The sequence below is a fragment of the Cellulomonas fimi genome (assembly GCF_012952065.1).
GTDB lineage: Bacteria > Actinomycetota > Actinomycetes > Actinomycetales > Cellulomonadaceae > Pengzhenrongella > Pengzhenrongella fimi_A.
Genome location: NZ_JABCJJ010000014.1, coordinates 42,634 through 68,773 on the forward strand (window position 1 = coordinate 42,634; position 26,140 = coordinate 68,773).

Below are 26,140 nucleotides of genomic sequence, written 5' to 3' on the forward strand. Positions count from 1 at the left end.
AGTCAGGCAAAGGTAGACGCCACTGCCGGGAGGCACAACACACCACGCGAGACGAGTCCCGCGTGGTGCGTCGCAGAGCGCGCTGCGGCGGCGCCGCTACAGGCCGCCGGCCTCGGCGGCTGCCGCCTGGCCACCGCGCGGTGGCAGCGCGCTGCCCCGGTTGTCGAGGTCGCCGAGCAGGTTCTCGAGGTAGCTCTTGAGCCGGGTGCGGTAGTCGCGCTCGAAGACCCGCAGCTCGTCGATCTTGCGCTCGAGGAGGCTGCGCTCCTGCTCCAGCTGGCTCAGGGTCCGGTGCGACGTCTCCTCCGCCTCGCGGACGATCCGCTGGGCCTGGGACTTCGCCTCGCCGACGATCCGGTCGCCCTCCTCCTGGCCGCTGCGGACGTAGTCGTCGTGCAGCTTCTGGGCCAGCGCGAGCATGCCGGTGGCCGACTCGGGCTCGCTCGCGCGGGCCGACACGGCGGGCGAGATCGGCGCCGCCGGCGCGACGACGGGAGCCGGCTGGGGAGCGGGCGGGGCCTCGACCTGGGGCTGAGGGGCGGGCGCGGCCTGCGAGCCGGTCCGACTCAGCTCGGCGATCCGCCGCTCTGCGGCGGCGAGCTTGTTCTTGAGCTCGTCGTTCTCACCCTGGACCGCGCGGAGGGTGTTGACCACCTCGTCGAGGAAGTCGTCGACCTCGTCCTGGTCGTAGCCCTCACGGAACTTCGTCGCCTGGAACTTCTTGTTCAGGACGTCGTCTGCGGTCAGCAGTGCCATCGGTGTCACCTCAGTAAGTCGTGCCGCTCGCGGTCGAGCTGGTCAGGCGGTAGTCCACCGACCACCTGCGATCACGGTAGCGGAGTTTGAGCGGAGCGCATGAATCAGACGCTGGCGAGAAGCCCCAGCAGGAGCCAGGAGATCAGGGTCAGCACCATGAACGCGAGGTCGACCCGAGCCCCGAGGATGTTCAGCGGTGGGATGACGCGCCGGAGCGCGCGCAGGGGTGGGTCCGTCACGGTGTAGACGATCTCGGCGACCACCACGGCGATGCCGCGCGGCCGCCAGTCCCGGGCGAAGTACTGGACCCACTCGAGGATCAGCCGGACGAGCAGGATCAGGAAGAAGACGAGGACGACGAGGTAGGCGAGGTCCGCCAGGACACGCACCGGTCAGCTCTGGTTGTAGAACCCGGCGCGGACCTCGCCGGGAACCGCCTGCTCCTCGGCCGTGACCTCGACGTGCGCAGGCGACAGCAGGAAGACCTTGCTCGTGACGCGCTCGATGGCCCCGTGCAGGCCGAAGCTCAGCCCGGCCGAGAAGTCCACCAGGCGCTTCGCGTCGGCGTCGTCCATGTCCGAGAGGTTCATGATCACCGGCGTGCCGTCCCGGAACGCCTCGCCGATCTTGCGTGCGTCGTTGTACGACCGCGGATGCACGGTCGTGATCCGGCGCAGGTCGCCGACCGGCGGTGCCGGGACCGGCGCGACCGGGGTGCGGGAGGCGGCCGAGCGGATCGGCGTCACCTGGGCCTCGTAGTCGTGCGCCACGGCGGTCTCCGGTTCCTCGTACTCGTCGGCGTACTCCTCGCCGTGGTGGTCCCCTCGCTCGTCGGCGAGACCGAGGTACAGCATCGTCTTGCGTAGCGCTCCGGCCATCGCCCAGTTCCTCTCCGTACACCTGTGTCCTGCAGATTCACGCTAGCAAGGGCCCCTCACCGATCCCCTCCGACACGCCCGGTTCCCCACGGGTTCTGCGGACCACGCCGGCGGAGCGCCCGTCCGTGGCACCCGTGGCCACGCTGCGGCGGTGCGAGAAGAAGCGCTCGTCGGTCGCGGTGCAGCAGTCCAGCCGACGCACGTGCCGCACGCCCGCTCCCGCCAGCACCGCCTCGACGCCACGCGGGAGGTCGAGCGCAGGGGTCCCCCACGACGTGGTGGACCGGGCCGCGGGCACGACGGCGGCGATCTCGTCGCGCATCGCAGCCGGCACCTCGTAGCACGCTCCGCAGATCGCCGGTCCGATGGCGGCTCGCACGCGTTCCGGCGCGGCCCCGGCTGCCACCATGCTCCGCAGGGCGGCCTGCACGACGCCCCCCGCCAGACCCCGCCTGCCCGCGTGGACAGCCGCCACGACACCGGCGTCGGCATCCGCGAGCAGGACGGGGACGCAGTCGGCCACCATGACGCCGACTCCGGTCGGTCCCGACGTGACGATGGCGTCCGCCGCGCCGACCGAGTCCGGCACGGACCCCGTCTGCGGCACCACGACGGCGACGTCGGCCCCGTGGACCTGGGTCGCGAACGCCACCGGGCCTCCGAGCCAACGCTCGACCAGGCGCCGGTTCTCCCGGACCCGGCCGGGGTCGTCGCCGACGTGGAGCCCCAGGTTCAGAGGTGCCGCGGTGAACGCCGCCCGCACGCCGTCCCCCAGGTCGACCTCGATCAGGGGGACGTCGGCGTGCTGCGCCAGGACGGGCTCGGTCACTCGACGCTCCGTCGGGGCGCCTCGGGCCCGGCTACTTGAGGAAGTCCGGGATGTCGAGGTCGTCCTCGCGTCGCCGGGCGACCTCCTCCTCGAAGATCCGGGGGACCTCGAGCTGACCTGTCACCGGCGCTGGCACCGGAGCGAACCCCGGGTCGGTCGCGATGAATGCCGGCAGGCGCGCCTCGCTCGGCTCGGCCACCGGGGTCCGGCTGGGCGCGGCGGGCTGGCTCGGCACGTACGCCGGCGCGACCGCACGGTGGGACGCGTCCTGGTCGTCGGCATCCTCGCGCGCCTGCACCGGGGCGGGCGCGGGCCGGCTCGACCCCGACACCTGCCCGAGCGCACGGGCGTCCCGACGCTGGTGCGGCGAGCCGCTGTCGAAGCCCGCGGCGATCACCGTGACGCGGACCTCGTCTCCCAGCGCGTCGTCGATCACAGCACCGAAGATGATGTTCGCCTCGGCATGCGCGGCCTCCTGGACCAGGCGGGCCGCCTCGTTGATCTCGAACAGCCCGAGGTCGCTGCCACCCTGGATGCTGAGCAGCACCCCGTGCGCGCCGTCGATGCTCGCCTCGAGCAGCGGGGAGGAGATCGCCAGCTCGGCCGCCTGGACCGCGCGGTCCTCGCCCCGGGCGGACCCGATGCCCATGAGGGCGCTCCCCGCCCCCTGCATCACGGACTTGACGTCCGCGAAGTCGAGGTTGATCAGACCTGGGGTCGTGATCAGGTCGGTGATGCCCTGCACGCCGGACAGCAGGACCTGGTCCGCCGAGTGGAAGGCGTCGAGCACGGAGACCGAGCGGTCGGAGATCGACAGCAGCCGGTCGTTCGGGATGACGATCAGCGTGTCGACCTCGGCACGCAGGTTGTCGATGCCCGAGTCGGCCTGGACCGACCGGCGCCGACCCTCGAAGGTGAACGGGCGCGTCACGACGCCGATCGTCAGCGCGCCGAGCGACCGGGCGATGCGGGCGACGACCGGCGCGCCGCCGGTGCCGGTCCCGCCGCCCTCGCCCGCGGTCACGAACACCATGTCGGCGCCGCGCAGGACGTCCTCGATCTCCTCCGCGTGGTCCTCCGCGGCCTTCTTGCCGACCTCGGGGTCCGCGCCGGCGCCGAGCCCGCGCGTGAGCTCACGGCCCACGTCGAGCTTGACGTCGGCGTCCGACATGAGGAGTGCCTGGGCGTCGGTGTTGATCGCGATGAACTCGACGCCCTTGAGCCCGACCTCGATCATCCGGTTGACGGCGTTGACGCCACCGCCGCCGATCCCGACCACCTTGATGACCGCCAGGTAGTTCTGCGGAGCTGCCACGTCGTTGCCTCTCGTTCTGCGTTCGGTGCCGTGCTGCGTAGAAACCTTCACCTTGAGGTAGAAGGTTAGAGTTATGTCAAGTAGTTCTGAGCCGTGACGCTAGGCGGGCGAGGTCCCCCGGGCAACGACCACGCCGCGCGTGTCGCGGACTTCCCCGATGTCGTCAGCGCGTGACGGGCAAGGTCGGTGCCGAGACGTCGATCTGCGTGGCACCCGCGGTCGCGGGTGCGGCGCGCAACGCCTGCAGGACGGCGACCTTGAGGGTCGCGTCGTTCGCGCTCCCCCAGCGCACCGTCGTCCCGTCGCGCAGTCCCATCTCCACGGTGTCCTGGGTCGACGCCGAGACGGTCGCCACCTCGGCGCGCAACGGCTCCGGCAACGCGTCGAGCACGGTGAGCACCGCGGTGAGCGTGCGCGTGTTGTCCCCGTCCACGGGCACCGAGACGACCGGCAGCCCCTCGGGCGGCACCTCGCTCCAGCCGACCTGGTACCCCTCCGTGTCGAGCAGCGTGAAGCCCGTCGGTGCACCGTCGGTCGACGGGCCCGCGAGGGCCCGGTTCTCTGGCACGGCGGCGACGGGCTCGCGGGAGACCAGCGACACCGCCAGCCCGCGCGGCCACAGCCTCGTCACCTTGGCCTCGCGCACGCCGGGCACCTCGAGGATCCGGTCACGCAGCCCGATCGTGTCGAGCCTCGGCATCGGGGTGCCGGCCACCTCGTGGACCACGCCGAGCACGTCGTCCACGGCCACGACCGTCCCTGCGCCGGTGACCTCGACCTCGGCGGCGTCCAGCGCCAGCACCGGCGACACGAGCAGGAGCCAGGCCAGGCCGAGCACCAGAGCGACACCGGCCACGGTCAGGTAGACCTTCTGACGCAGGACCCGGCGACGGGCGGCGGCCCGCTCGGCGAACCGCTCCGCCGAACCCGTGGAGACCACCGACGGTCGGGCCGGCAGCCCGAGCGCCCGACGGCCGGTCGTGTACGTCGTCACGGCCGAGCCGTCGACCGCCGCGGGGTCGGGCTGCCGGCGCACGTCGGGGTCGACCGTCGGCCGCGCCGGTGGAGGCGTCGCGGTCCCCCGGCCGTCTCCGCTCCCACCGCTCCCACCGCTCGCGCGCCCGGGTCGCGGCGGGCGGCGCGGCGGGACGGGCTGCGGGGGTCGTGCCGGGGTCATCGCGCAGACCTCGGCGGCGTCCCGGTGGCCTCCGCCCCGTCGACCCCGCCGGTGGCGGCCGCGGCGAGCGTCTCGAGCACGACGGCGCCGAGCTCGGTGACGTCACCCGCCCCCACGGTGAGCAGGAGGTCCCCGGGCCGGGCGCGTGCGGCGATCCGCCGGGCCGCCTCGACGCGGTCCGGCACGAGCTCGGCCTTGCCGGGCGTCCGGACGCGCTCGGTCACGAGCGCGCCCGTGACCGACGGGTCGGGATCCTCACGAGCCGCGTAGACGTCGGTCACCACGACGGCGTCCGCGAGGTCGAGTGCCGCGGCGAACTGCGCCGCGAACGCGCGCGTCCGCGAGTACAGGTGCGGCTGGAACAGCACGAGCAGGCGCCCCCCGCGCGCGACCGGGCGCGCGGCCCGCAGCAGCGCCGCGACCTCGGTCGGGTGGTGCGCGTAGTCGTCCACGACGCGGACCCCGGCGACGGTCCCGCGATCCTCGAACCGGCGGCCGGTCCCCCGGAACCCCGCCAGCCCGTCGGCCGCGGCCTGCGCCCCGGCTCCGACCAGTCGGGCGGCCACCCACGCCGCGGCGGCGTTCAGGGCGTTGTGCGACCCGGGTACCGTCAGCGCGAGGTGCAGCTCGAGCGGTGCGGCACCCGCGGCGTCGTGCAGGGCCGGATGCGCCGTGCGCAGCGTGCACGTCGAGCCGCCGTCCTGCGCCCGGTACCCGCTCACCACGACGTCGGCTCCCGGGGTCCGGCCGTAGGTGAGGACGCGCGCACCGCGTGCCCCGAGGTCCGGGCCCACCGCCTCGACCAGACGGCGGGCGCCGTCGTCGTCCGCGCACGCGACGAGCGCCCCGCCGTCGACGACGCGGCCGACGAACTCCTCGAACGCGCGCTCGAACGCCTCCTGCGACCCGTAGTGGTCGAGGTGGTCGGGCTCGACGTTCGTCACGACCGCGACGGTCGGCGCGTAGGCGAGGAACGAGCCGTCGGACTCGTCGGCCTCCGCGACGAAGACGTCGCCCGACCCGTCATGGGCACCGCCCACGGCCTCCGGCTGCGCGAGCACGGTCCCGCCGATCGCGTACGAGGGGTCCAGGCCTGCCGCGGCGAGCGCGGCCGCCACCATCGCGGAGGTCGTGGTCTTGCCGTGGGCGCCGGCGACCGCGATCGCCCGACGGTCGGACATGAGGGCGGCGAGCGCCTGCGAGCGGTGGAGCACCGTGAGGCCCAGCTCACGAGCCCGCGCCAGCTCGGGGTTGGACGCGCGCACGGCGGTCGAGACGACGACCGTCCGCGCCCCCTCGACGTGCGCCGCGTCGTGCCCGACCCACACGGTCACGCCCGCCGACCGCAGCCCGTCGAGCACGACGCCGTCGCGCGCGTCGGACCCGGTCACCTCGAGTCCGCGCGCCGCGAGGAGCAGCGCCACGGCCGACATCCCCGCGCCACCGACGCCGATCAGGTGCGTGCGGCCGAACGAGGCGAGCGCGCTCATCGGGGCACTCCTCGCGCGGCGTCCTCGACGAGGTCCGCGACCCGCGCGGCGCCGTCGCGCACCCCGACCGACGCGGCCGCGCGCCCCATCGTCGCGAGCGCGACGCCGTCGGCCAGGAGCGGCAGCAGGTAGGTGCGCAGCCAGCCGGGGGTCAGGTCCGCGTCGTCGACCAGCAGCCCACCGCCGGCGCTCACCACGGGCGCCGCGTTGAGCCGCTGCTCGCCGTTCCCGATCGGCAGCGGGACGTACACCGCCGGCAGGCCGAGCGCGGCGAGCTCGCTCACCGTCGCCGCGCCCGACCGGCACACGACGAGCGCCGCGGCCGCGTACGCCTGCTCCATCTCGGTCAGGTACTCGCGGACGTGGTAGTGGGCGCGGACGTCGGCGGGCTGCGCGTCGACGAACGCGCGGACCGGGCCCGCCTTGCCCGCACCGGTGAGGTGCAGCACCTGGGCACCGGCGGCCACGAGGTCCCCACCCACGTCGGCGACCGCGGAGTTGAGCCGCAGGGCGCCGAGGCTGCCACCCGTGACGAGCACGACCGGGCGGTCGGGTGCCAGCCCCAGCGCGACCAGCGCCGAGCTCCGGGTCGCGGCCGGCTCGGTCACCAGACGGTCCACGAGGCCCGCGATCGCGGCCCGCAAGGGCATGCCGACCACCTGCGCGCGCGGCAGCGGCGTCCCCGGGAACGTCACCCCGACGGCGGCCGCCCAACGGGCTCCCGCTCGGTTCGCCAGCCCGGGCCGCGCGTTCGCCTCGTGCACGACGACAGGGATGCCCCGGCGCCGGGCCGCCAGGTACGCGGGCGTCGCGACGTAGCCCCCGAAGCCGACGACGACGCGGGCCCCCGAGGACTCGATGGCCTGCTCGGCCGCACGGACCGCGGCGAGGAGCCGGCCCGGCAGTCGGAACCAGTCGGGGGTGGGGCGACGCGGGAGCGGCACGCGCGGGACGAGGACGAGCGGCAGCCCGCGCGCCGGCACGAGCTCCGCCTCGAGGCCGGTCGCCGTGCCGAGGACGGTCAGCCGGGTCGCGCCGTCCCGCCGCGCGAGCTCCTCGGCCACGGCGAGCAGCGGGTTGACGTGGCCGGCCGTGCCGCCGCCCGCGAGCAGCACCGAGCCGAGGGGGCTCGGGCCGCCGACGCTGCCCGGCGCAGGGCTCCGAGGTCCGGTGGACGCGTTCACCGGGTCATCGCCGCGCGACGGGACGAGGGGCACGCGCCGCGCCACGCGACCGGCCGACGACGGCGAGCGACCGGCGCACGACGCCGCCGCGCGCCCTGAGCGCCTCAGCCGCGCCCGGCTCGGCGCGCGCGAACGAGATGACGACGCCGAGCGCCGCCATCGTCATGATGAGCGCCGACCCGCCCGCCGACACGAGCGGGAGAGGGATGCCGATCACCGGTGCGAGCCCGATGACCACCGCGATGTTGACGAGCGCCTGGCCGATCACCCAGACCGCGATCGCCGCCGTCGTGATCGTGATGAACGGGTCGGTGTGCCGGCGGACGACCCGGCTCATGGCGAGCGCGACGAGCCCGAACAGGACGAGCACGAGCAGCGTGCCGACGAGGCCGAGCTCCTCGCCGAGGATCGCGAAGATGAAGTCGTTCTGCGCCTCGGGCAGGTAGGACCACTTCTCGCGGCTCTCCCCCAGGCCCAGCCCCCACCAGCCTCCCGTCGCGAGCGCCCAGGTGCCGTGCAGCGGCTGGTAGCACTCCTTGGTGACGTCGCAGTCGCCGCTGAGCCACGAGAAGATGCGCGTCATCCGGTTGTCGCTCGCCTTGGCCAGGACGGCCACACCGAGTGCCGCGGCGAGCCCCGCCACCGCGAAGATCCGCCCCGGGACGCCGGCCAGGAACATCGCGCCGGCGACGATCAGCATCAGCACGAGCGCCGTGCCGAGGTCGCGCCCGAGCAGCACCAGGCCGATCACCACGCCCGCGACCGGGACGACCGGGACGAGCGCGTGCTTCCACTCGTGCAGCAGCGGACGCTTGCGCGCGAGGACCGCGCCGAGCCAGAGTGCCAGCGCGACCTTCACCACCTCGGAGGGCTGCACGACGACGGACCCGACAGCCAGCCAGTTGCGGTTGCCGTTGACCTCGATCCCGAGCGGGGTGAACACGAGGAGCTGGAGCAGCGCCGCCACGCCGAGCCCGGGCCACGCGACCGCACGGTAGAACCGGACCGGCAGCCGCGACGCGACCAGCAGCACCGGCAGGCCGATGAGCGCGAACTGCGCCTGCGACACGAACTCCACGTACGGCGACTGGCCGCCGGCCAGCGACTCGACGCTCGAGCTCGACAGCACCATCACGAGCCCGAGCACGACGAGGATCGCGGTCGCACCCGCGAGCAGGTAGTAGCTCGTGACGGCGCTGTTCCACTGCCCCAGGCGCGCCCCCGGCCCGGGCGCCGGGTGCGTGGCCGGCGTGGCCGTGGACGTGCCCGGGAGGGCCGGCCGCGCAGAGGCCGCCGCACGCGAGGGCGGGCCGGCCGGGCGTGGCTGGGGCACCGCGCCGGGTCGGGTGGAGCTGCGGGTGGTGGAGCTGCGGCTGGTGGAGCTGCGGCCGGTCGTGCGGCCGGACCCGGTGGTCTGGGTCATCGACCGGCCTCCGCGAGCGAGCGGGCGGCTGCGGCGAAGGCGTCGCCGCGCTCGGCGTACGAGGCGAACTGGTCCATCGACGCGCACGCGGGAGCCAGCAGCACCGTGTCACCCGGGCGGGCGAGGCGGCGCGCGGCGATCAGGGCGCGGGTCATCACCGACCCAGTGTCACCGGGATCGACCGCGGCGACGGGAACCTCCGGCGCGTGTCGGGTGAGCGCCTCGCGCAACGGCTCCTGGTCGACCCCGATGAGCACGACGGCGCGCAGCCGGTCCCGGCGGGCCTGCACGAGGTCGTCGAACTGTGCGCCCTTCGCGAGCCCGCCGGCGACCCACACGACCGAACCGGGGCCGAAGGCCCCGAGCGACGCCGCCGCGGCGTGCGCGTTGGTCGCCTTGGAGTCGTCCACGTACGAGACCCCGCCGAGCTGCGCGACGGTGGTGATCCGGTGCGCGCCGGGGGCGTAGGCCCGCAGGCCGGGGGCGACGGCGGCCGGGCGGACGCCGTGGGCGAGGGCCAGCGCGGCCGCGGCCAACGCGTCCGCCACCACGTGCGGCGGGACCGAACCGGTCCGTGGGTCGGCCGCGTCGGCGCTGCCCAGGTGCGCGAGGTCGGCCAGCGTCGCCAGCTCGGCCGCGTGCGTGTGCCGTCGCGTCATGAACCCGCGGTCGACGAGGACGTCCTCGACGAGCCCGAGCTGTCCCACGGTCGGCATCGCCAGGGTGAAGCCGACAGCGAGCGCGCCGTCGACCACGTCCGCGTCCCGGACGAGCCGCTCGGTGCGCGGGTCGGCGGCGTTGTAGACGCACGCCACCTGCGCCCGCTCGTAGATGCGCCCCTTGTCGGCCGCGTAGGCCTCGAAGGTGCCGTGCCAGTCGAGGTGGTCCGGGGCCACGTTGAGGACCGCCGCCGCCTGCGCGGACATCGAGTGCGTGAAGTGCAGCTGGAAGCTCGAGAGCTCGACGGCCAGCACGTCGAGAGTCGGGTCGGTCGCCGCCTGCAGCACCGGCGTGCCGACGTTGCCGACCGCGAGCGTGTGCGCCCCGTCGGCCCGCAGGATCGACTCGAGCATCCCGACGGTCGTCGTCTTGCCGTTGGTGCCGGTGACGGCCAGCCACGGCGCGGGCCCCGAGCCGTCCGCCCGCTCGGCGCGCAGCCGCCACGCGAGCTCGACCTCGCTCCACACCGGCACGCCCCGCGCGACGGCACCCGCGAGCAGCGGGTTTGCCGGAGCCCAGCCGGGCGACGCCACGACCAGCGCGACGCCGTCCAGCCCACGGGCGGCCACGAAGGCACCGGCGTCGGCGGCGTCGGCGGCGGGGTCCGCGGCATCGACCGTCTCGAGCCGGGCGCCCCGCTCGGCGAGCGCCTCCGCGGCGGCCCGGCCGGAGACACCGAGGCCTGCGACGACGACGCGTCGACCCGCAAGGTCGGTGGCGGCGTCCACTAGCCCACGACCCACTCGGCGTAGAAGACCCCGACCCCGACCGCGACGAAGAGGCCGGCGATGATCCAGAACCGGATCACGATGGTGACCTCGCCCCAGCCGGAGAGCTCGAAATGGTGGTGCAGCGGCGCCATCTTGAACACCCGTCTCCGGGTCATCTTGAAGAAGCCGATCTGGATGACGTCCGAGAGCACGATCACGACGAAGAGCCCGCCGATGATCGCGCCGAGGATCTCCGTGCGCGAGAGGATCGACAGGCCCGCGAGCGCGCCGCCGAGCGCCAGAGAGCCGGTGTCCCCCATGAAGATCTTGGCCGGGCTGGCGTTCCACCACAGGAAGCCGAAGCACGCGCCCGTGATCGCGGCCGCCACCACGGCGAGGTCGAGCGGGTCCCGCGTCTCGTAGCACCGGGGCCCCGCGGAGACGATCGACTGGCAGGTCTGGTTGGACTGCCAGACGCAGACGATGACGTAGGCGCCGAAGACGATCAGCGACGCGCCGGTCGCGAGCCCGTCCAACCCGTCGGTCAGGTTCACCGCGTTCGACCAGGCGGTGATGAGGAAGTTGGCCCAGAGCACGAACAGGATCAGCCCGAGGGTGGCACCCGCGAACGCGAGGTCGAGCCCCGTGTCGCGGATGAACGAGATCCGGGTCGAGGCCGGCGTCCGGAAGTTGCTGTTGGGGAACTGCAGGGCCGCGACCGCGAAGGTCACGCCCACGAGCCCCTGCCCGATGATCTTGGAGCGGGCGCTGAGCCCGAGGCTGCGCTGGCGCGAGATCTTGATGAAGTCGTCGAGGAACCCGACGACCCCCAGCCCCGTCATGAGGAACAGCACCAGGACCGCGGACGCGCTGGGCACGTATCCCGTGACGAGGCTCGCCGCGGCCCACCCCAGCAGGGTCGCGAGGATGATGACGACGCCGCCCATGGTGGGCGTCCCACGCTTGGTGAAGTGCGCCGTCGGGCCGTCCTGCCGGATGAACTGGCCGTACTGCCGGTGCACGAGGAAGCGGATGAACAGCGGCGTGCCGAGCAGCGCGAGCAGCAGCGAGATGCCGCCCGAGATCAGGACCGCCCTCACGTGAGCGGCTCCGCTCCGGGTCCCCTCGGGTCGTCCAGGTGCCGCCTCGCCGGCGGCGCCTCGGCGGCGACCAGGCGGTCGCCCAGCCGCCACAGGCCCGCACCGTACGAGGACTTCACCAGCACGACGTCGCCGGACGCGAGCTCGGACTCGAGGAAGTCGCCCGCGGCGTCGACGTCGTCGGCGACGACCACCTCGTCGCCCCACGAGCCCTCGCGGTTGGCGCCGTCCGCGATCGCGTGGGCACCGGCACCGACCACCACCGTGAGCGCCACGTTGAGCCGGACGACCATCAGGCCGAGAGCCTCGTGCGCGGCGCGCGAGTCCGGTCCCAGCTCGAGCATCTCGCCGAGCACCGCGATCGAGCGTCGGTCCCGGCCCGCGACGGTGGCGAGCGCCTTGAGCGCGGCGCGCATCGAGTCCGGGTTGGCGTTGTAGGAGTCGTCGATCACGGTGACGCCGTCGGGGCGGTCGACCACGTGCATGCGGTGCGGGCTCAGCGCGTCGGCCACCGACAGCCGCTCGGCGACCTCGGCCGGCTCGATCCCGAGCCGGAGCGCGACCGTGGCCGCGGCGAGCGCGTTGTGCACGTGGTGCTCACCGACGAGCCGCAGCGTCACCGGATGGCTCTGCCCTGCGGTCGCGAGCGTGAAGGAGGCCCGCCCGGCGCGGTCGACCCGGACGTCGGTCGAACGCACGTCGGCCCCCGTGGTGCTGCCGAACGTCACGACGTCACCGGGGGCCTTGCTCGCCATCGCCGCGACGCGCGGGTCGTCGGCGTTGAGCACCGCGACCCCGCCCGGCGCGAGCCCCTCGACGATCTCCGACTTCGCGCGCGCGACCGCCTCGATGCCGCCGAACTCGCCCAGGTGCGCGCTCCCCACCACGAGCACGGCCGCGACGTCGGGCGGCGCGATGTCGGTGAGGTAGGTGAGGTGGCCCAGCCCGCTCGCCCCCATCTCGAGGACGAGGAAGCGGGTGCTCTCGTCGGCGCGCAGCACGGTGAGCGGGAGGCCGATCTCGTTGTTGAACGAGGCGACCGGCGCGACCGTCGGTCCCGACGGGGTGAGCACCTGCGCGAGCAGGTCCTTGGTCGTCGTCTTGCCGACCGACCCGGTCACCCCGATCACGTTGAGCCGCGTGGCCCCCGGCTCGTCGTCGGTCCGCAGCCGGAGGAGCACCGTGCGCGCGAGATCGCCCAGGGCCCGCTCGACGTCGGGCACGACCACGGACGGCACGGGACCGTCGGGCCCCTGCACCTCGCGCGCGGCGAGCACGAGCGACGCCCCGGCGTCGACCGCCGCGGCGGCGTGGTCGTGCCCGTCCGAGCGTTCCCCGGGGAGCGCGACGAAGAGCGAGCCGGGTGCGACCCGGCGCGAGTCGACGACCACCGGCCCGTGCACGACGCGCGCCGGGTCGAGGTCGGCCGGGTGCAGGCGACCACCGGTCGCGGCCAGCACCTCGGCCGCCGTGAGCGCGATCACTCCGCGGACCCCGGTCCCGCGAGGGTGGCCTCGGCGACGGCCGCACGCAGCACGTCCCGGTCGTTGTACCGGTGGAACACCCCGGCGATCTCCTGGGTCGGTTCGTGGCCCTTGCCGGTGATGATGATCGTGTCCTCGGGGTCGGCGAGCGTGAGTGCGGTACGGATGGCGGCGGCGCGGGAGGTCGCCTCGTGGACGTCGCCGCCGTCGGGGCGCACCGAGCGCACGCCCGCGAGGATCGCGGCGCGGATCTGCTCGGGCACCTCGGAGCGCGGGTTCTCGTCCGTGACCACGACGACGTCGGCCAGGTGGGCGGCGATCTCGCCCATGATCGGGCGCTTGCCCTGGTCGCGGTCGCCGTCGGAGCCGAAGACCAGGATCAGACGACCGGGCGTGATGGGCCGGACCGACTCGAGCGCGAGCACGAGCGCGTCCGGCGTGTGGGCGTAGTCCACCAGGGCGAGCGGCCGGCCGCCGCCCCGCTCGATCACGCGCTCCATACGGCCCGGGATGGCGGGCGCCGCACCGATGCGTTCGATCGCCGCACCCATCGCGATCCCGGCACGGTGCGCCAGGACGATCGCCAGGGCGGCGTTCGACACGTTGACGAGGCCCGGCAGCGGGCTCACGGCCCGGTGGTGCGCACCGTCGGGCCCGCGGAGCGTGAACGTCGACCCGACGCCGTCGAGGCCGACGTCCGCCTCGACCACGGCCCAGTCGGCCGTCCCGGCGGCCGGCCCGTCGAGGTGCGTCGAGACCGACTCCACGGGGATCGGGGCCTCGGCGACCAGCCGGCGTCCCCACGCGTCGTCGACCACGACGACGCCGCGCTTCGCCTGGGCGGGCGCGAACAGGCGTGCCTTGTCCGCGAAGTAGCCGTCCATGTCGCCGTGGAAGTCCAGGTGGTCGCGCTGGAGGTTCGTGAAACCGACGACGTCGAACGTGAGCCCGTGCAGCCGACCCAGCGCGAGCGCGTGGCTCGACGCCTCCATGGTCGCGGCGGTCGCGCCGCGCTCCCGGGCGAGCGCGAGGAGCGCGTGCAGCGCGGGTGCCTCGACCGTCGTGCGCGGGCTCTCGATGGCGTCGTCGCCGATCCGCAGCTCGACCGTGCCGAGGACGGCCCGCACCGGGTGGGCGGCGGCGAGGGCGGCGTCGACGAGGTAGGTCGTGGTGGTCTTGCCGTTCGTCCCGGTGATCCCCACGGTCAGCAGCTCGCGCGTCGGGTGGTCGTACACCCACGCCGCCACGTCGCCGACCAGCGCGCGCGGGTCGTCCGCCACGAGGACCGGCACCCCGAGCGGCGGGGTCACGTCCGCGCACAGGCGCGCGCCGTCGTCGTCGGTGAGCACGGCGACCGCGCCGGCGGCGACGGCGTCGCGGGCGAACCGGGCACCGTGCGCCGTGAGACCGTGCAGCGCGACGAAAAGGTCACCCGGCTCGACCGCCGAGCTCGCGACGGTCACGCCCGTGACCGCCGTGCCCGACGGCGCCGGGGTGCGCGGTGCGGCGACCTCCTGGTCCGCGCGGGACGCGTCGGGACCGGCCGTGCGTAGACCGAAGGTGCGGATGAGGTCGGCGATCCCGTGGGCGGTGGGATGCGTCGGGCGCATCCGACCCTGCGGGGACGTCATGGAGGAGAATCTACCGCGGACCGGACCTGTCGCCCGCTCGCCGCTCACTCGTACGTCGTCGGGAAGAGCTGCGGCTCGGAGCCGCTCGGGGCGACCTTGAGCATCTGGAGCGCGTACCCGGTGACCTCGCTGAAGACGGGCGCCGCGACCGTGCCGCCCCACTCGGAGGTGCGCGGGTTGTTCACGATCACGCTCACCGCGATGCGGGGGTCGTCGGCCGGCGCGACGCCGATGAACGACGCCGTGATGCCCACCGAGCCGTCGGACGCCCAGATCTGGGACGTGCCGGTCTTGCCCGCGACGCGGTAGCCGGGGATGGCTGCGTTGGACCCGGTGCCCTCGTCCACGGCGCTCTCCATCATGGTGAGCACGGTCGCCGCGGTCTCGGGCGAGACCACCTGGGTCGGCGGCGTGAGCTCGGCGGGCCGGAACGTCCCGGCGGCGTCGGTCCGTCCCTTGATGAGGTGCGGCTGCACCTGAAGCCCCCCGTTCGCGATCGTCGCGAACACCTGGGTCGCCTGGACGGCGTTGACCGAGACGCCCTGTCCGAACAGGACGGCGTACTTCGTGCGCCCGTCCCAGGCCTCGGCGGGATGGAGGATGCCCGGGGACTCACCCGCCAGCTCGAGTCCCGTGCGCGCGCCGAAGCCGAACTTCCTGAGGTAGTCGTACCGGACCTGCTGCGGGATGTTCTGGCCGATCATGACGGTGCCGGTGTTGGACGACTTGGCGAGCACGCCCGTCGTGGTCAGCTGCAGCCCGCCGTGCACGGACGAGTCCTTGAAGGTCTGCCCGTTCTCGGTCGTGTACTGGTAAGGCACCTCCCAGCGGCCGAGCGGCGTCGTGACGCCCGTCTCGATCGCCGCCGCCATCGTGATGACCTTGGCGGTCGACCCGGGCTCGAACACGTCGGAGATGGCGCTGGAGCCCCGCGAGTCGGCCGGGGACGCGCCCGGGTCGTTCGGGTCGACGGTCCCGGAGTCGGCGAGCGCGAGGATCTCCCCGGTCGGGATGTCGATGGCGACGAGCGCACCCGAGTCCGCACCCGTCGCGGCGACCGTCTTGTCCAGCTCGTCCTGGGCCTTCCACTGCAGGTCCCGCAGGATGGTGAGCCGGACGTCCTCGCCCGGCACGGCGGGGGTCTCCTCGCGCTGGCCGCCCGGGATCTCCTGCCCGCCGAGGCCGCGCTCGTAGCGGTAGAGGCCGTCGGTGCCGGTGAGCGACTCGTCGAGCGCGCCCTCGAGCCCCTCCTGGCCCACGCCGTCGCGGTTGACGAAGCCGATGACGTTGCCGCCCACGTTGCCGGCGGGGTAGACCCGCTGCGGCACCATGTCACCGTTGATGCCCGCGATGCGCAGGTCGCGGATCGCCCGCCAGACCTCGGGCAGCACCTCGCGCTTGAGCACCACGTAGGTCGTGTCGCCGTTCAGCTGCGCGCCCAGCTCGGCGGGGTCCAGCTCGAGCAGGGGTGCGATCTCCTGGGCGGCGTCGGCCGCGCCCTGCGCCACGACCGCGCCGCCGGACGTGCGCTTCCAGGTCGCGACCTGGGCCTGATCGGCCCAGATCGTGTAACGCTCGACCGAGGTGGCGAGCACGACGCCGTTGGCGTCCGTGATGTCGCCGCGGTCGGCGGTGAGCCGGGCCGTGCTCATGCGCTCCTCGAGCGCGACCGCGGCGACCGCCTCGCCGCGCAGGCCCTGGACGTAGACGAGCCGGCCCGCGAAGACCACGAGCAGGACCAGCACGAGGGCCAGGGCGGCGTCGTGCCGCCGGCCGGTGTGCCCGACGGCGGCTGCCCGTGCGGCAGGCGGGCGGACGATCCGGCCCGGGCCGGTCCCGCGGCCCGCACGGCCCCCACCGCTCAGGGCTGACAGGGCACCGTGGCGCGGCTCGGCGGCGCGCCGCTCGGTGGAGCGTTGCTGGGCGGCGCGCGGCTGGGCAGCGCGCGGCCGGGCGGCGCGAGGCCGGGTGGTGCGTGCGGTCGTCGTGGGGATGCGCGACGAGCCCGCGCGCGGCGGGGTGCGCCCGGTCATCCCTCGGCCCCTGCGGGGGTCGGTGAACCGAGGACCGCGCCGTCGGACAGCCGGAGGAAGGCCAGCTCGGGCGCGGGCACCATCCCGAGTGCCCGCGCGACGCCGGCGAGCTGCCCGGGGGCCTTGTTCGCGAGCAGGTCGGTGCTCAGCTGCTGCTCGACGCGCGCGAGCTGCGCGGCCTCGATCTGGAGGTCGTGCGCCTCGTACGAGCCCCGCGCCATCGACGTGTTGAGCAGCAGCGCGCCGAGCAGCGACGACGCGAGGATCGCGATGCACAGCAGCACGAACGGCGCACGGGTCCGGGTGTGCTGGGGGGCCCGGACGAGGAGGAGTCGCGGTTCGGCGTCCCGCGAGCGGTCGGGAGCGCCCGCCGGAGCGTGACGCGGCGTGGGGACGTAGGACTGCGGCAGCGCGCTCATGCGGCCCTCCTTCGCAGGTGGTCGGGTGTGCGACGCAGGCGCTCGGCGGCACGGAGCCGCACGGACTGCGATCGGGGGTTCGTCTCGCGTTCCTCGGCGGACGCCTCCTCGGCGCCCCGCGTGAGCAGCCGGAGGTAGGGCTTGTGGGTCTCGGGCTCGACCGGGAGGCCGGCCGGAGCGCTCGACGTCGCCCCGGCGGCGAACGCGCGCTTCACCAGGCGGTCCTCGAGCGAGTGGTAGGACTCGACGACGATCCGGCCGCCCACGGCGAGCACCTCGATCGAGGCCGGGACCGCGCGCTCGAGGACCTCGAGCTCGCCGTTGACCTCGATCCGCAGCGCCTGGAACGTGCGCTTGCCGGGGTGACCGCCCGTCTTCCGGGTCGCGGCCGGGATGCTGGCACGCAGGAGCTGGACCAGCTCGCCGGTCCGCGTCAGGGGGACGCGTTCGCGCTGCGCGACGACGTTCCGTGCGATCCGCTGGGCGAAGCGCTCCTCGCCGTACTCACGCAGGATCCGGACCAGCTCGCGCTCCTCGTACGTGTTGAGCACGTCCGCGGCGGTGCGGCCCGTCGCGCGGTCCATGCGCATGTCGAGCGGCGCGTCCTGCGCGTACGAGAAGCCGCGCTCGACCTCGTCGAGCTGGAGCGAGGAGACGCCGAGGTCCATGAGGACGCCCTGGACCGCGGCGAGCCCGAGGCGGTCGTGCACGATGTCCTCGATCTCGTCGTACACGGCGTGGACCGGCGTGAAGCGGTCGCCGAACGCGCCGAGTCGCCGGCCCGCGATCTCCAGCGCCTGCTCGTCCCGGTCGATGCCCACGACACGCACCTCGGGGAACGCGCGCAGCACCGCCTCGGAATGCCCCCCCATGCCGAGCGTCGAGTCGACCAGCACGGCCCCGGGAGAGGTCAGCGCGGGCGCGAGCAGCTCCACGCAGCGCGCGAGCATCACCGGGGTGTGCCGCTCCGCCGCGTCGCGCGGTTCGGTCATCGGTACTCCTTGCTGTGCCGGCGCGTGCTGCCTGGCGGGCGTGCGGGCTGATGGGCGTGGGGCTGGTGGGCGTGCGGGCTGGTGACTCGCGGGGCGGTGGCTGGCGGGCTGGTGGGCTGATGGCTCGTGATCGATGAGGTAGAGGTGAGTGGCTGGCCGGGCAGCCACTCCGCCGTCCGACCAGGTCCCCCTCCGACCCTCTGGCACCGGGGAAGTGCGCCAGAGCGGGCGGGAGGAGACCTCGTCGGACGGCGTGGTGCGGAACCACGCTCAGCCCCGCTCAGAACGGTCCGTTCGGGAACACCTCCTCGGCGGTGTCGGCGTACCCGGCCTCCTGCTCGGCCAGATAGGCCTCCCAGGCCGCGAGGTCCCAGATCTCGACCCGGGTGCCGGCGCCGATCACGGCGACGTCCCGGTCCAGACCCGCGTAGGTCCGCAGGGGTGCGGGGATCGAGATCCGGCCCTGCTTGTCGGGAAGCTCGTCCGTGGCGCCCGAGAGGAAGACGCGGAGGTAGTCGCGCGCCTGCTTGCTGGTCACGGGGGCCTGCCGGATCTGGTCGTGCATCCGGCGGAACTCGTCGAGCGGCAGGAGGAAGAGGCAGCGCTCCTGCCCGCGCGTCATCACGAGCCCCGGCGCGAGCTGTCCGCGGAACTTCGCCGGGAGGATCAGCCGCCCCTTGTCGTCGAGGCGCGGCGTGTAGGTGCCCAGGAACATCGCGTGCCCGCCCCCGAGGAGGTCGCTCATGTCCGGTCGCCCTCCCCTCGCGCGCCAGATATCACCAAGTGCCTCCACGGTACTCCACTTCCCTCCACCGTCAACGGTTCCCTGCGCGCATTCACCCGTGCAGCGGACCGTCGGCGCAGGTCGGAGCCGGTGGAGCGGAGTGGAGGGAGATCGCGCGCCCGCGCTCTGACGCTGAGGCGCTGCCGAGGGCTGGTGCGCCGGTGCCGCGCAGGCCCGGCCGCTGCACGCGGCGCAGCACCGGCGCCGGCAGGGCGCGTGCCGCCCGGGGTGGAGCGAAGTGGGGCGCCTGGGCCGAGAGGTGGGCCGGTCTCCGGACGCACCGTCCGAGCCCCGGGTCGGGGACCGAGATTTGCGCCACCCGGTTGATCGCCGAGCCTGGCGACGTCGCCTAGGCTCAGGACAGTCCGCCGAGGGAGTCGACATGCTGCAGGCTGTGCCGTCCTCGACCGAGCTCGACGAGCTGGTCGACGTGACCGAGAAGATCCGGGCCGGCGTGGAGCAGGTCGTCACCGGCCGGCCCGACCTCGTGCGGATCACGGTGGCGGTCCTGCTCGCCGAGGGTCACCTGCTCCTCGAGGACGTGCCCGGAGTCGGCAAGACGACCCTGGCGAAGGCCCTCGCGCGCACGATCGACTGCACGGTGGGCCGCATCCAGTTCACCCCGGACCTGCTGCCGAGCGACCTCACGGGCGTCAACATCTTCCGGGCCCAGACGCACGAGTTCGAGTTCCGCCCTGGTCCGGTGTTCGCGAACATCGTCATCGGCGACGAGATCAACCGCGCCTCGCCGAAGACCCAGTCGGCCCTGCTCGAGTGCATGCAGGAGGCGCAGGCGACCGTCGACGGCGTCACCTACCCCCTCCCGCGGCCGTTCCTCGTCATCGCGACCCAGAACCCCGTCGAGATGGAGGGCACGTACCCGCTCCCCGAGGCGCAGCGCGACCGCTTCATGGCCCGGCTGACGGTCGGGTACCCCGATCCGGGGTCCGAGGTCGAGATGCTCGACCGGCAGGAGGTCGTCGACCCGTTCGCCGTGCTCGAGCCGATCACGTCCGCCGTGGAGGTCGCCCGGCTCGTCGCCACGGCCCGCCGACTCTACGCGGCCCCGGCGATCAAGCAGTACGTCGTCGACCTCGTGGGCGCGAGCCGGCAGGACGCGGGGCTCCGGCTCGGGGCATCGCCCCGCGCTGCGATCCAGCTGCTCCGCGCGACGAAGGCCCTCGCTGCGATGTCGGGGCGCGACCACGTGCTGCCCGACGACGTGCAGGCGCTCCTCCAGCCCGTGCTGGCCCATCGGCTGCTCGCAAGCACCGAGTCGCGGCTCTCCGGCCGGTCCACGGGCGACGTGCTCGAGGCGATCGTCGGCCGCACGGCGATCCCGGCGGTCGAGGTCGGCTCACGTCCGCGGCTCGCGACCGGGTGACGCGAAGGCCGTGATGACACCGCGCATCAGACGCATCAGAGGCGCCGGCGCCCGCGCCGCACGGTTCGCCGCGCTCCGCCGGCTGCGGCCGACGGCGCGCGGGTGGGGAACCGGCCTCGGCGGCCTCGTGCTCGCGGGGCTCGGCCTGGGCCTCGGCTCGACCGACCTGATCCGGCTCGGCCTCGTCGGACCGCTGGTCGTGCTCGTGGGCGCGGTCTGGTTGCTGCTGGTGGACCCCACCCGCGGTCGCCACCCGCTGCGCGTCGTGCGCGCGGTGCACCCCAACCCTGTGCCCGTGCACGGGACCGCCACCGCGCGGGTCGAGGTCCGCGCGGGCGACCCGTCCGGACGTGCCCGCCTTGCCGAGCTGGTCCTGGGCGAGCAGGCGGCGACCCAGCTGTCCGGCGGGCTGACGCTCCGTGCGCGCGTCGTCCGGTCCCCCGGACAGATCACGCTGAGCTACCCGATCCAGCCGATCCGCCGTGGGCGTTGGCCGCTCGGCCCGCTCGTGGTGCGGCGTGCCGACCCGTTCGGCGTGATGCGGACCCGCGCCGCGCTCGGCCAGCAGGCCGAGGTCGCCGTGTGGCCGGAGGTGGTCGACCTCCTGCTTCCCGGTGGCGCGCTCGTCGGCGAGCCCGACCGGGTCGCGCTCGGTGCCCGGACGCCGTCCCCTGACGACGCCGCGCTGCGCGACTACCGGGTCGGTGACGACCTCCGGCGGGTGCACTGGGCCAGCTCGGCCCGCCGCGGACAGCTGCTCGTCCGGAGCGACGAGCGCGCCGGCATGCTGCCTGCGAGCGTCCTGCTCGACCTGCCGCAGGACCGTGCGGGGATCGAGTGGAGCATCTCGCTGGCGGCCTCGATGGGCATCGCGCTGCTGACCGCCGGGCATCCCGTCCGGCTGCTCGGCGCGCGTGCGGGCGAGGGCGCCGCAACGGTCGACCCGGCCGTCCGCCTCCGCCACCTGCGCGAGGGTGCGGGTCAGACGGGACGCGCCGCGCTGCTCGACCTGACCGTCGACCTGGAACCGGGCCGCACCCCGGCCGACGCCGACGCCGACCTGCTCGCCGCCGCCCACGAGCTCACCGCGGCCGGGTCCGGGTCGGCGCTCGTGCTGGGGGTCCTCGGACCGCTCTCCGCGGCGGCCCGCAACACGCTCGCGCCGGTGGGTGACCTGTGCGACGCCCTCGCCGTCGTGCGCGTGCCGAGCGGGGCCGGCGTCGCGCGGCGGGAAGCGGAGCACACGATCGCCGCGCTCCGGCGGGCCGGCTGGCGTGCCTGCCCCGCGACCCCCGGTGAGGACCTCCACACCTGTTGGCTCCGGCTGCTGAGGACGGAACGATGAACGAGCTGCCACGCGGGACCCGCACGGTGGTCGCCGGTGCGCTGTGCGCCGCCGCGGTCGTGGCCAGCCTCCACGCGCTGACCGGGCTGATCTCTGCCGGCCGATGGTTGCCCGCGGCTGTGGTGTGGGTCCTCTGCCTGGCCGCCGTCCTGATCGGCGTCCGCGCGCTGACACGCGCGTGGTGGGCCCCGACGCTCGCGGGCACCGTCGTCGCCGGCGTCGCGGTGCTCGCGGTGTTCGCCAGCCCGCCCGGCCGGTTCCAGCTGGTTCCGTCGACCGACTCGCTCGGCCGCCTCGGTGACATCGTCCGGGTCGGCATGGAGTACGTCAACGGGTCGCGTCCGCCGGTCGACGGCACGGTGCCGCTCGAGCTCCTCGTCGTCGGCGGGGCGCTGCTCGTCCTGCTCGTGACCGACCTCGTCGCGCTCGGCCTGGCGTCGCCCGCCTGGTCGGGTCTCGGGCTGCTGGCGCTGTGGATCCCTGGCGTGGCGCTCGACCGCCCCGGCAGCGGATGGGCGTTCGTCGGGACGGCCGCCGCCTACCTCCTCCTCCTGGCGGTGGCGGCGGCACCCGCTCCGGGCACCCGGGGCGGGCGTGGCCGTGGCGACGCCCGGCGGCGTGTGGGTGCGGCGCTCGCGGGTGCCGCCGCGGTCACGGTCACGGCCATGGTGCTGGGCCCGGTCGCCGGCGCCGCGCCTGGCTGGTCGACGATCCGGCTGCCCCAGCTCGGCACCGTCACCGGAGGATCGCTCCAGCTGGCCGACGACCTCGACATGAGCGAGAGCCTCGGCGCGCGCTCCGACGAGGTGGTGCTCACGTACCAGGCGGACCCGGTCCCCGTCGGTCCCCTCCGCCTCTTCACGCTCCGGGACTTCGACGGCATGAGGTGGTCGCGTGACGACGACGCGAGCGACGTCGCCCCCGACGACGACGTGCTGTGGCCCGCTCGGGACCTCCAGCGCCCGGCCGGCGAGGCGGTACCGACCGTCAGCACGGTCACCGTCGAGGTCGGCGGCCTCCGTGAGGAGCGGCTCCCGGTCCCGGTGATGCCTCGCACCGTCGAGGCCGACGGCCGGTGGACCTACGACGCCGCGCGGGACGAGGTCGTGCGGGTCGGCGTGACGCGGCCCGGGATGGTCTACACGATGGAGGTCCAGCTCCTGGAGCTGACGGCTGACGGGCTGCGGGCGAGCGACGGCGACGACCCCGCGGACATGGAGCGGTACCTCGCGGTTCCCCAGACCTCGCGCGCCGACGAGGTCGCGCTCACGGCGGCGGAGGTGACCGCCTCGGCCGACAACCGGTACGAGCAGGCGCTCGCGCTCCAGTCCTACTTCCGGAGCTCGCAGAACTTCACCTACGACACCGACGTCCCGGCGGCCCGCAGCGACGACGGCGTCTGGGACTTCCTCGGGAGCCGCACCGGCTACTGCGTCCAGTTCGCGACCGCGATGACCGTCATGGCCCGCACGCTCGGCATCCCCGCTCGTCTCGCGGTCGGGTTCCTGCCCGGATCGCTCACCGACGCGGGCCAGTACGTCGTGACCGGCCGTGACTCGCACGCGTGGCCCGAGCTGTACTACCCCGACCTGGGCTGGATCCGCTTCGAGCCGACGCCGGCAGTCCAGTCGGGAGCGCCGCCCCGCTGGGCAGACCCGTTCGCGGGCGCCGGGGCCGCGCCGACCCGGGAGGCGAACCCGGAGGGTCCGGGTGCACTTCCCAGCACGGCCGCGACGCAGGCGCCGCAGTCCGCGCCCGCCGGCGGAGCGCAGCAGGCCGACCGCGGGTCGACCATGGCAGCCGCCGCGGCAGCCTCAGTCCTGGCCCTCGCCGGGGCGGTGTGGGTCGTGCGGCGCCGTCGCTCGGCGCGCGCGGGAGACCTCAGCCCCGAGGTGGCCTGGCAGCACCTGCGCACGAGGCTCGCGTCGGCAGGCATCACCTGGAGCGATGCTCGTACTCCGGCTCAGGTCGTCGCACTCGTGTCCGCGGAGCTCGCCCGGCGGAACGGGTCACCGATGCGACCCGAGGCCGAGATCGCGCTCCGGGAGCTGGCGTTCGCGGTGCAGGACGACCGCTACGCGCCCGACCCCCGGGACTGGGAGCACGGTGAGCTCGAGAACCGGGTGGGCGCCGTGCTCCGTGAGGTGACGAGCCCGACTCGCGTCGAGGTGCCGTAGGGAGTCGGTCGAGGTGCCGTAGGCGTCGGAGGTCGGTGCGTCACGTACGGTTCAGTGCCCGCGGTCCTCGCGGCGCCGGTCCCACCGGTCCTCGAACCGCTGGAGGAACCCGCCGCGCTGCTTCCTCGCCTTGCCGGTGGGCCGGTTGCCGGTGGGCCGGTTGCTGGTGGGCCGCGGCCCGACGCCGCCCTTGGCGTCCACGATCCCCGTCGGGCCGGACGGGCGCGGTGCCGCGAAGGCGAACACCGCCGAGGCGAGCATGAGGACGAACCCGATCACACCGACCCAGAGCTGCGAGCCGGCGGCTCCGGCGACGAGAAGAAGCAGCCCGACGAGCAGGCCAGCACCGGCGATGACCCATCGACCGATGCCGCGCCGTCCGCGTGATTGCAGCGTGCTCGCCAGGCGCGGGTCGTCAGACGTGAGCTGTCGCTCCATCTGCTCCAGTACGCGCTGCTCGTACTCGGAGAGAGGCATCACTACCTCCGAACGTCCCGGTGGGTCTGGTCGACCTCAGGATAGATCGCCGTGAGCACTCGCGGTAGTTGGGGTCCCCTGACCACTCCCCGAACGGACGCGGACGGAAGGCGCCGACGCCGACTGGATCGCGGCGCGCCCGAATCGTCCGCGGACGACGTCCATCGCCCGCTCCGCGTCCGCGCGCCGAGAGCGCTCAGACATCTCGTCCACCGCCTGCTCGAGGGTCGGCTGGACGGCCGTGCTCGTGGCGGGTGAGAGCCCCTCCGCGCGCACGCCGACGAGGCGGACCGGCAGCCCCCCCAGCTCCACTCCGGCGAGCAGCTCGCGGGCGACGAGGTAGATCTCCCGGCCGATGTCCGTCGGGGTGGTGAGCGTACGGGCGCGCGTGAGCGTCCGGAAGTCCGAGGTGCGCACCTTGATGCTGACGGTTCGCGTGACGAGGCCCTCCGACCGCAGGCGCGACGCACAGTGCTGGGCGAGGTCCTGAGCCTTGGCCTGCACGAGCTCGAGGTCGGCCACGTCGGCGGGGAAGGTGGTCTCCGCCCCGATGCTCTTCTCGACCCGACCCGGCGTCACGGGCCGGGGGTCGCGGCCCCAGGCCAGGTCGTGAAGATGCGCGCCGGCCACCTTGCCGACAGCGCGCTGGATCGTCGCGACGTCGCTGTCTGCCACGTCCGCGACGGTTCGCAGGCCCCACCGCGCCAGCGCCGCCTCCGTCCGCTCTCCCACGCCCCACAACGACCCGACGGGAAGGGTGCGGAGGAACTCGACCGTCGCGTCGCGCGGGATCAGGAGCACACCGTCGGGCTTGGCGAGCCCGGACGCCAGCTTGGCCACGAACTTGGTGCCTGCGATCCCGACCGAGCAGGTGATCCCGTGCGCCACCCGCACCCGCTCGCGGATCATGGCGGCGATCACCGTCGGAGGGCCTAGTCGGCGCCGTGCCCCCGACACGTCGAGGAACGCCTCGTCGACGCTCACCTGCTCGACGAGCGTGGTCACCTCTCCGACGATCTCCATGACGCGCGCGGAGACCGCGCGGTACGCCTGGTGGTCTGGTTCGATGACCACCGCCTGGGGGCACATGCGTCGCGCCACCTGCATCGGCATCGCCGAGTGCACGCCGAAGGCACGGGCCTCGTACGTCGCTGCCAGGACGACGGCGCGCTCGGAGCCGCCGACGATCACGGGTCGACCTCGCAGCTGCGGGCGACGGGCCAGCTCCACGGATGCGAAGAACGCGTCCATGTCCACGTGGAGGATCGAGCAGCCGTCCTCGTCCGTGCCCCAGTCGCGACGGGCGCCTGACGGCCGCGGCGCCCGGCTCACGGCGGGCCGCTCACGAGGCACGCACCGCCAACAGCTGACGGCGCCCGACAGAGCCGTGCGCGGCCCCGGGTCGGTGGTCGACCGGTTCGGAGGCGTCACGCCGACCGCGCACGAGCAGCCCGCGCGCCTCGTGGAGAAAGTCCTCCGAGGCGCACAGCAGCTCCTCCGCGCGCGCGGCGTCGACGGCGTCGGTGCGACCCGCCTCGACCGCTTGCCGCAGGCCTGCGCCGGCCGCGAAGTACAGCGACCACGACTCGAGCTCGGGGGCCGCGCCCGCCAGGAGCTCCCACACGGTCCGTGGGGTGCGCCGGCTCTTGGGCGCCGGGTGCACGGCGAGGACCGCGGCAGCGGCGCGCAGCGCCGCGAGGTGCGCGTGGACGAAGCGCTCTCCGGCCTCGGAGGAGAACTGGGCGGCGAGCAGCTCCGCGTCGGCTCGGCGGAGCAGATCGACCGCCGTCGGCGGCAGGGGCGCGGCGTGGGCCGTCGGGTTCATCTGGATC

The 26,140-nt window shown here is 74.4% G+C and carries 23 protein-coding genes; 3 read left to right on the forward strand and 20 right to left on the reverse strand.

The window, feature by feature from the left end; translation table 11 throughout:
- Positions 1-96 precede the first annotated feature (96 nt).
- From HIR71_RS10295 to mraZ, 17 genes are all read right to left on the reverse strand, one after another.
- Entirely contained in the window at positions 97-756 is a 660-nt protein-coding gene (locus tag HIR71_RS10295; RefSeq protein ID WP_211374026.1) for a DivIVA domain-containing protein, read from the reverse strand.
- Between the two features lie 104 nt (positions 757-860).
- Positions 861-1,145 (reverse strand): YggT family protein, encoded by a 285-nt coding sequence (locus HIR71_RS10300; RefSeq protein ID WP_169324976.1) that lies wholly within the window; start codon positions 1,143-1,145, stop codon positions 861-863.
- Positions 1,146-1,148: 3 nt separating this feature from the next.
- A complete protein-coding gene (locus HIR71_RS10305; protein ID WP_169324977.1) occupies positions 1,149-1,634 on the reverse strand; it encodes a cell division protein SepF in 486 nt (161 codons plus the stop codon).
- Between the two features lie 37 nt (positions 1,635-1,671).
- Positions 1,672-2,463 (reverse strand): peptidoglycan editing factor PgeF, encoded by a 792-nt coding sequence (pgeF, locus tag HIR71_RS10310; protein ID WP_311836211.1) that lies wholly within the window; start codon positions 2,461-2,463, stop codon positions 1,672-1,674.
- 31 nt (positions 2,464-2,494) lie between these two features.
- Positions 2,495-3,778 carry a cell division protein FtsZ gene (ftsZ, locus tag HIR71_RS10315; protein WP_169324978.1) on the reverse strand — a complete coding sequence of 428 codons (1,284 nt, stop codon included), beginning with the start codon at positions 3,776-3,778 and terminating at the stop codon, positions 2,495-2,497.
- A gap of 163 nt (positions 3,779-3,941) precedes the next feature.
- Positions 3,942-4,814 carry a cell division protein FtsQ/DivIB gene (locus HIR71_RS10320; RefSeq protein ID WP_311836213.1) on the reverse strand — a complete coding sequence of 291 codons (873 nt, stop codon included), beginning with the start codon at positions 4,812-4,814 and terminating at the stop codon, positions 3,942-3,944.
- A 137-nt stretch (positions 4,815-4,951) separates the two neighbouring features.
- Positions 4,952-6,445, reverse strand: a complete 1,494-nt coding sequence (murC, locus tag HIR71_RS10325; RefSeq protein ID WP_169324980.1) for a UDP-N-acetylmuramate--L-alanine ligase — start codon at positions 6,443-6,445, stop codon at positions 4,952-4,954.
- The gene (gene murG / locus HIR71_RS10330) at positions 6,442-7,629 is read right to left on the reverse strand and encodes an undecaprenyldiphospho-muramoylpentapeptide beta-N-acetylglucosaminyltransferase (protein WP_311836214.1); all 1,188 of its coding nucleotides are present in this window, start codon (positions 7,627-7,629) and stop codon (positions 6,442-6,444) included. Before murG ends, murC begins: the two co-directional genes overlap by 4 nt.
- Positions 7,630-7,633: 4 nt before the next feature.
- The gene (gene ftsW, locus HIR71_RS10335) at positions 7,634-9,052 is read right to left on the reverse strand and encodes a putative lipid II flippase FtsW (RefSeq protein ID WP_211374027.1); all 1,419 of its coding nucleotides are present in this window, start codon (positions 9,050-9,052) and stop codon (positions 7,634-7,636) included.
- Positions 9,049-10,500 (reverse strand): UDP-N-acetylmuramoyl-L-alanine--D-glutamate ligase, encoded by a 1,452-nt coding sequence (gene murD / locus HIR71_RS10340; protein WP_169324981.1) that lies wholly within the window; start codon positions 10,498-10,500, stop codon positions 9,049-9,051. The genes ftsW and murD overlap by 4 nt, the downstream gene beginning before the upstream one ends.
- Positions 10,500-11,582 (reverse strand): phospho-N-acetylmuramoyl-pentapeptide-transferase, encoded by a 1,083-nt coding sequence (gene mraY, locus HIR71_RS10345; RefSeq protein WP_169324982.1) that lies wholly within the window; start codon positions 11,580-11,582, stop codon positions 10,500-10,502. Before mraY ends, murD begins: the two co-directional genes overlap by 1 nt.
- Positions 11,579-13,066 carry a UDP-N-acetylmuramoyl-tripeptide--D-alanyl-D-alanine ligase gene (locus HIR71_RS10350; protein WP_169324983.1) on the reverse strand — a complete coding sequence of 496 codons (1,488 nt, stop codon included), beginning with the start codon at positions 13,064-13,066 and terminating at the stop codon, positions 11,579-11,581. Before HIR71_RS10350 ends, mraY begins: the two co-directional genes overlap by 4 nt.
- A complete protein-coding gene (locus HIR71_RS10355; protein WP_169324984.1) occupies positions 13,063-14,697 on the reverse strand; it encodes a UDP-N-acetylmuramoyl-L-alanyl-D-glutamate--2,6-diaminopimelate ligase in 1,635 nt (544 codons plus the stop codon). The genes HIR71_RS10350 and HIR71_RS10355 overlap by 4 nt, the downstream gene beginning before the upstream one ends.
- A 44-nt stretch (positions 14,698-14,741) precedes the next feature.
- Complete coding sequence (locus tag HIR71_RS10360; RefSeq protein ID WP_169324985.1) at positions 14,742-16,730, reverse strand: peptidoglycan D,D-transpeptidase FtsI family protein; 1,989 nt, start codon at positions 16,728-16,730, stop codon at positions 14,742-14,744.
- Positions 16,727-17,149 (reverse strand): cell division protein FtsL, encoded by a 423-nt coding sequence (ftsL, locus tag HIR71_RS10365; RefSeq protein WP_169324986.1) that lies wholly within the window; start codon positions 17,147-17,149, stop codon positions 16,727-16,729. Before ftsL ends, HIR71_RS10360 begins: the two co-directional genes overlap by 4 nt.
- Complete coding sequence (rsmH, locus tag HIR71_RS10370; RefSeq protein ID WP_169324987.1) at positions 17,146-18,141, reverse strand: 16S rRNA (cytosine(1402)-N(4))-methyltransferase RsmH; 996 nt, start codon at positions 18,139-18,141, stop codon at positions 17,146-17,148. Before rsmH ends, ftsL begins: the two co-directional genes overlap by 4 nt.
- A 280-nt stretch (positions 18,142-18,421) precedes the next feature.
- Positions 18,422-18,856 (reverse strand): division/cell wall cluster transcriptional repressor MraZ, encoded by a 435-nt coding sequence (mraZ, locus tag HIR71_RS10375; RefSeq protein ID WP_169325017.1) that lies wholly within the window; start codon positions 18,854-18,856, stop codon positions 18,422-18,424.
- Positions 18,857-19,307: 451 nt separating this feature from the next.
- On the opposite strand from mraZ, the gene HIR71_RS10380 reads away from it, so the two are divergent.
- The 3 genes from HIR71_RS10380 to HIR71_RS10390 are packed head-to-tail and all read left to right on the forward strand — an operon-like array spanning position 19,308 to position 23,831.
- Complete coding sequence (locus HIR71_RS10380) at positions 19,308-20,309, forward strand: AAA family ATPase (RefSeq protein ID WP_169324988.1); 1,002 nt, start codon at positions 19,308-19,310, stop codon at positions 20,307-20,309.
- A gap of 13 nt (positions 20,310-20,322) precedes the next feature.
- Positions 20,323-21,654, forward strand: a complete 1,332-nt coding sequence (locus HIR71_RS10385) for a DUF58 domain-containing protein (RefSeq protein WP_169324989.1) — start codon at positions 20,323-20,325, stop codon at positions 21,652-21,654.
- On the forward strand, positions 21,651-23,831 hold the full coding sequence (locus HIR71_RS10390) for a transglutaminase TgpA family protein (protein ID WP_169324990.1): 2,181 nt from the start codon (positions 21,651-21,653) through the stop codon (positions 23,829-23,831). Before HIR71_RS10385 ends, HIR71_RS10390 begins: the two co-directional genes overlap by 4 nt.
- 51 nt (positions 23,832-23,882) lie before the next feature.
- On the opposite strand, the gene HIR71_RS10395 is transcribed toward HIR71_RS10390, so the two are convergent.
- From HIR71_RS10395 to HIR71_RS10405, 3 genes are read right to left on the reverse strand one after another with little or no spacing between them, the layout of a single operon-like run.
- Entirely contained in the window at positions 23,883-24,308 is a 426-nt protein-coding gene (locus HIR71_RS10395) for a DUF3040 domain-containing protein (RefSeq protein ID WP_169324991.1), read from the reverse strand.
- Between the two features lie 36 nt (positions 24,309-24,344).
- Complete coding sequence (locus HIR71_RS10400; RefSeq protein ID WP_169324992.1) at positions 24,345-25,640, reverse strand: DNA polymerase IV; 1,296 nt, start codon at positions 25,638-25,640, stop codon at positions 24,345-24,347.
- 10 nt (positions 25,641-25,650) lie between these two features.
- Entirely contained in the window at positions 25,651-26,133 is a 483-nt protein-coding gene (locus tag HIR71_RS10405; protein WP_169324993.1) for an SAV_6107 family HEPN domain-containing protein, read from the reverse strand.
- Positions 26,134-26,140 lie beyond the last annotated feature (7 nt).

Coding starts and splice junctions, on each gene's coding strand:
- HIR71_RS10295 (WP_211374026.1), bottom strand. CDS start 756: ATGGCACTGCTGACCGCAGACGACGTCCTGAACAAGAAGTTCCAGGCG.
- HIR71_RS10305 (WP_169324977.1), bottom strand. CDS start 1,634: ATGGCCGGAGCGCTACGCAAGACGATGCTGTACCTCGGTCTCGCCGAC.
- murC (WP_169324980.1), bottom strand. CDS start 6,445: ATGAGCGCGCTCGCCTCGTTCGGCCGCACGCACCTGATCGGCGTCGGT.
- ftsW (WP_211374027.1), bottom strand. CDS start 9,052: ATGACCCAGACCACCGGGTCCGGCCGCACGACCGGCCGCAGCTCCACC.
- HIR71_RS10355 (WP_169324984.1), bottom strand. CDS start 14,697: ATGACGTCCCCGCAGGGTCGGATGCGCCCGACGCATCCCACCGCCCAC.
- HIR71_RS10360 (WP_169324985.1), bottom strand. CDS start 16,730: ATGACCGGGCGCACCCCGCCGCGCGCGGGCTCGTCGCGCATCCCCACG.
- ftsL (WP_169324986.1), bottom strand. CDS start 17,149: ATGAGCGCGCTGCCGCAGTCCTACGTCCCCACGCCGCGTCACGCTCCG.
- rsmH (WP_169324987.1), bottom strand. CDS start 18,141: ATGACCGAACCGCGCGACGCGGCGGAGCGGCACACCCCGGTGATGCTC.
- mraZ (WP_169325017.1), bottom strand. CDS start 18,856: ATGTTCCTGGGCACCTACACGCCGCGCCTCGACGACAAGGGGCGGCTG.
- HIR71_RS10380 (WP_169324988.1), top strand. CDS start 19,308: ATGCTGCAGGCTGTGCCGTCCTCGACCGAGCTCGACGAGCTGGTCGAC.
- HIR71_RS10385 (WP_169324989.1), top strand. CDS start 20,323: ATGACACCGCGCATCAGACGCATCAGAGGCGCCGGCGCCCGCGCCGCA.
- HIR71_RS10390 (WP_169324990.1), top strand. CDS start 21,651: ATGAACGAGCTGCCACGCGGGACCCGCACGGTGGTCGCCGGTGCGCTG.
- HIR71_RS10395 (WP_169324991.1), bottom strand. CDS start 24,308: ATGCCTCTCTCCGAGTACGAGCAGCGCGTACTGGAGCAGATGGAGCGA.
- HIR71_RS10405 (WP_169324993.1), bottom strand. CDS start 26,133: ATGAACCCGACGGCCCACGCCGCGCCCCTGCCGCCGACGGCGGTCGAT.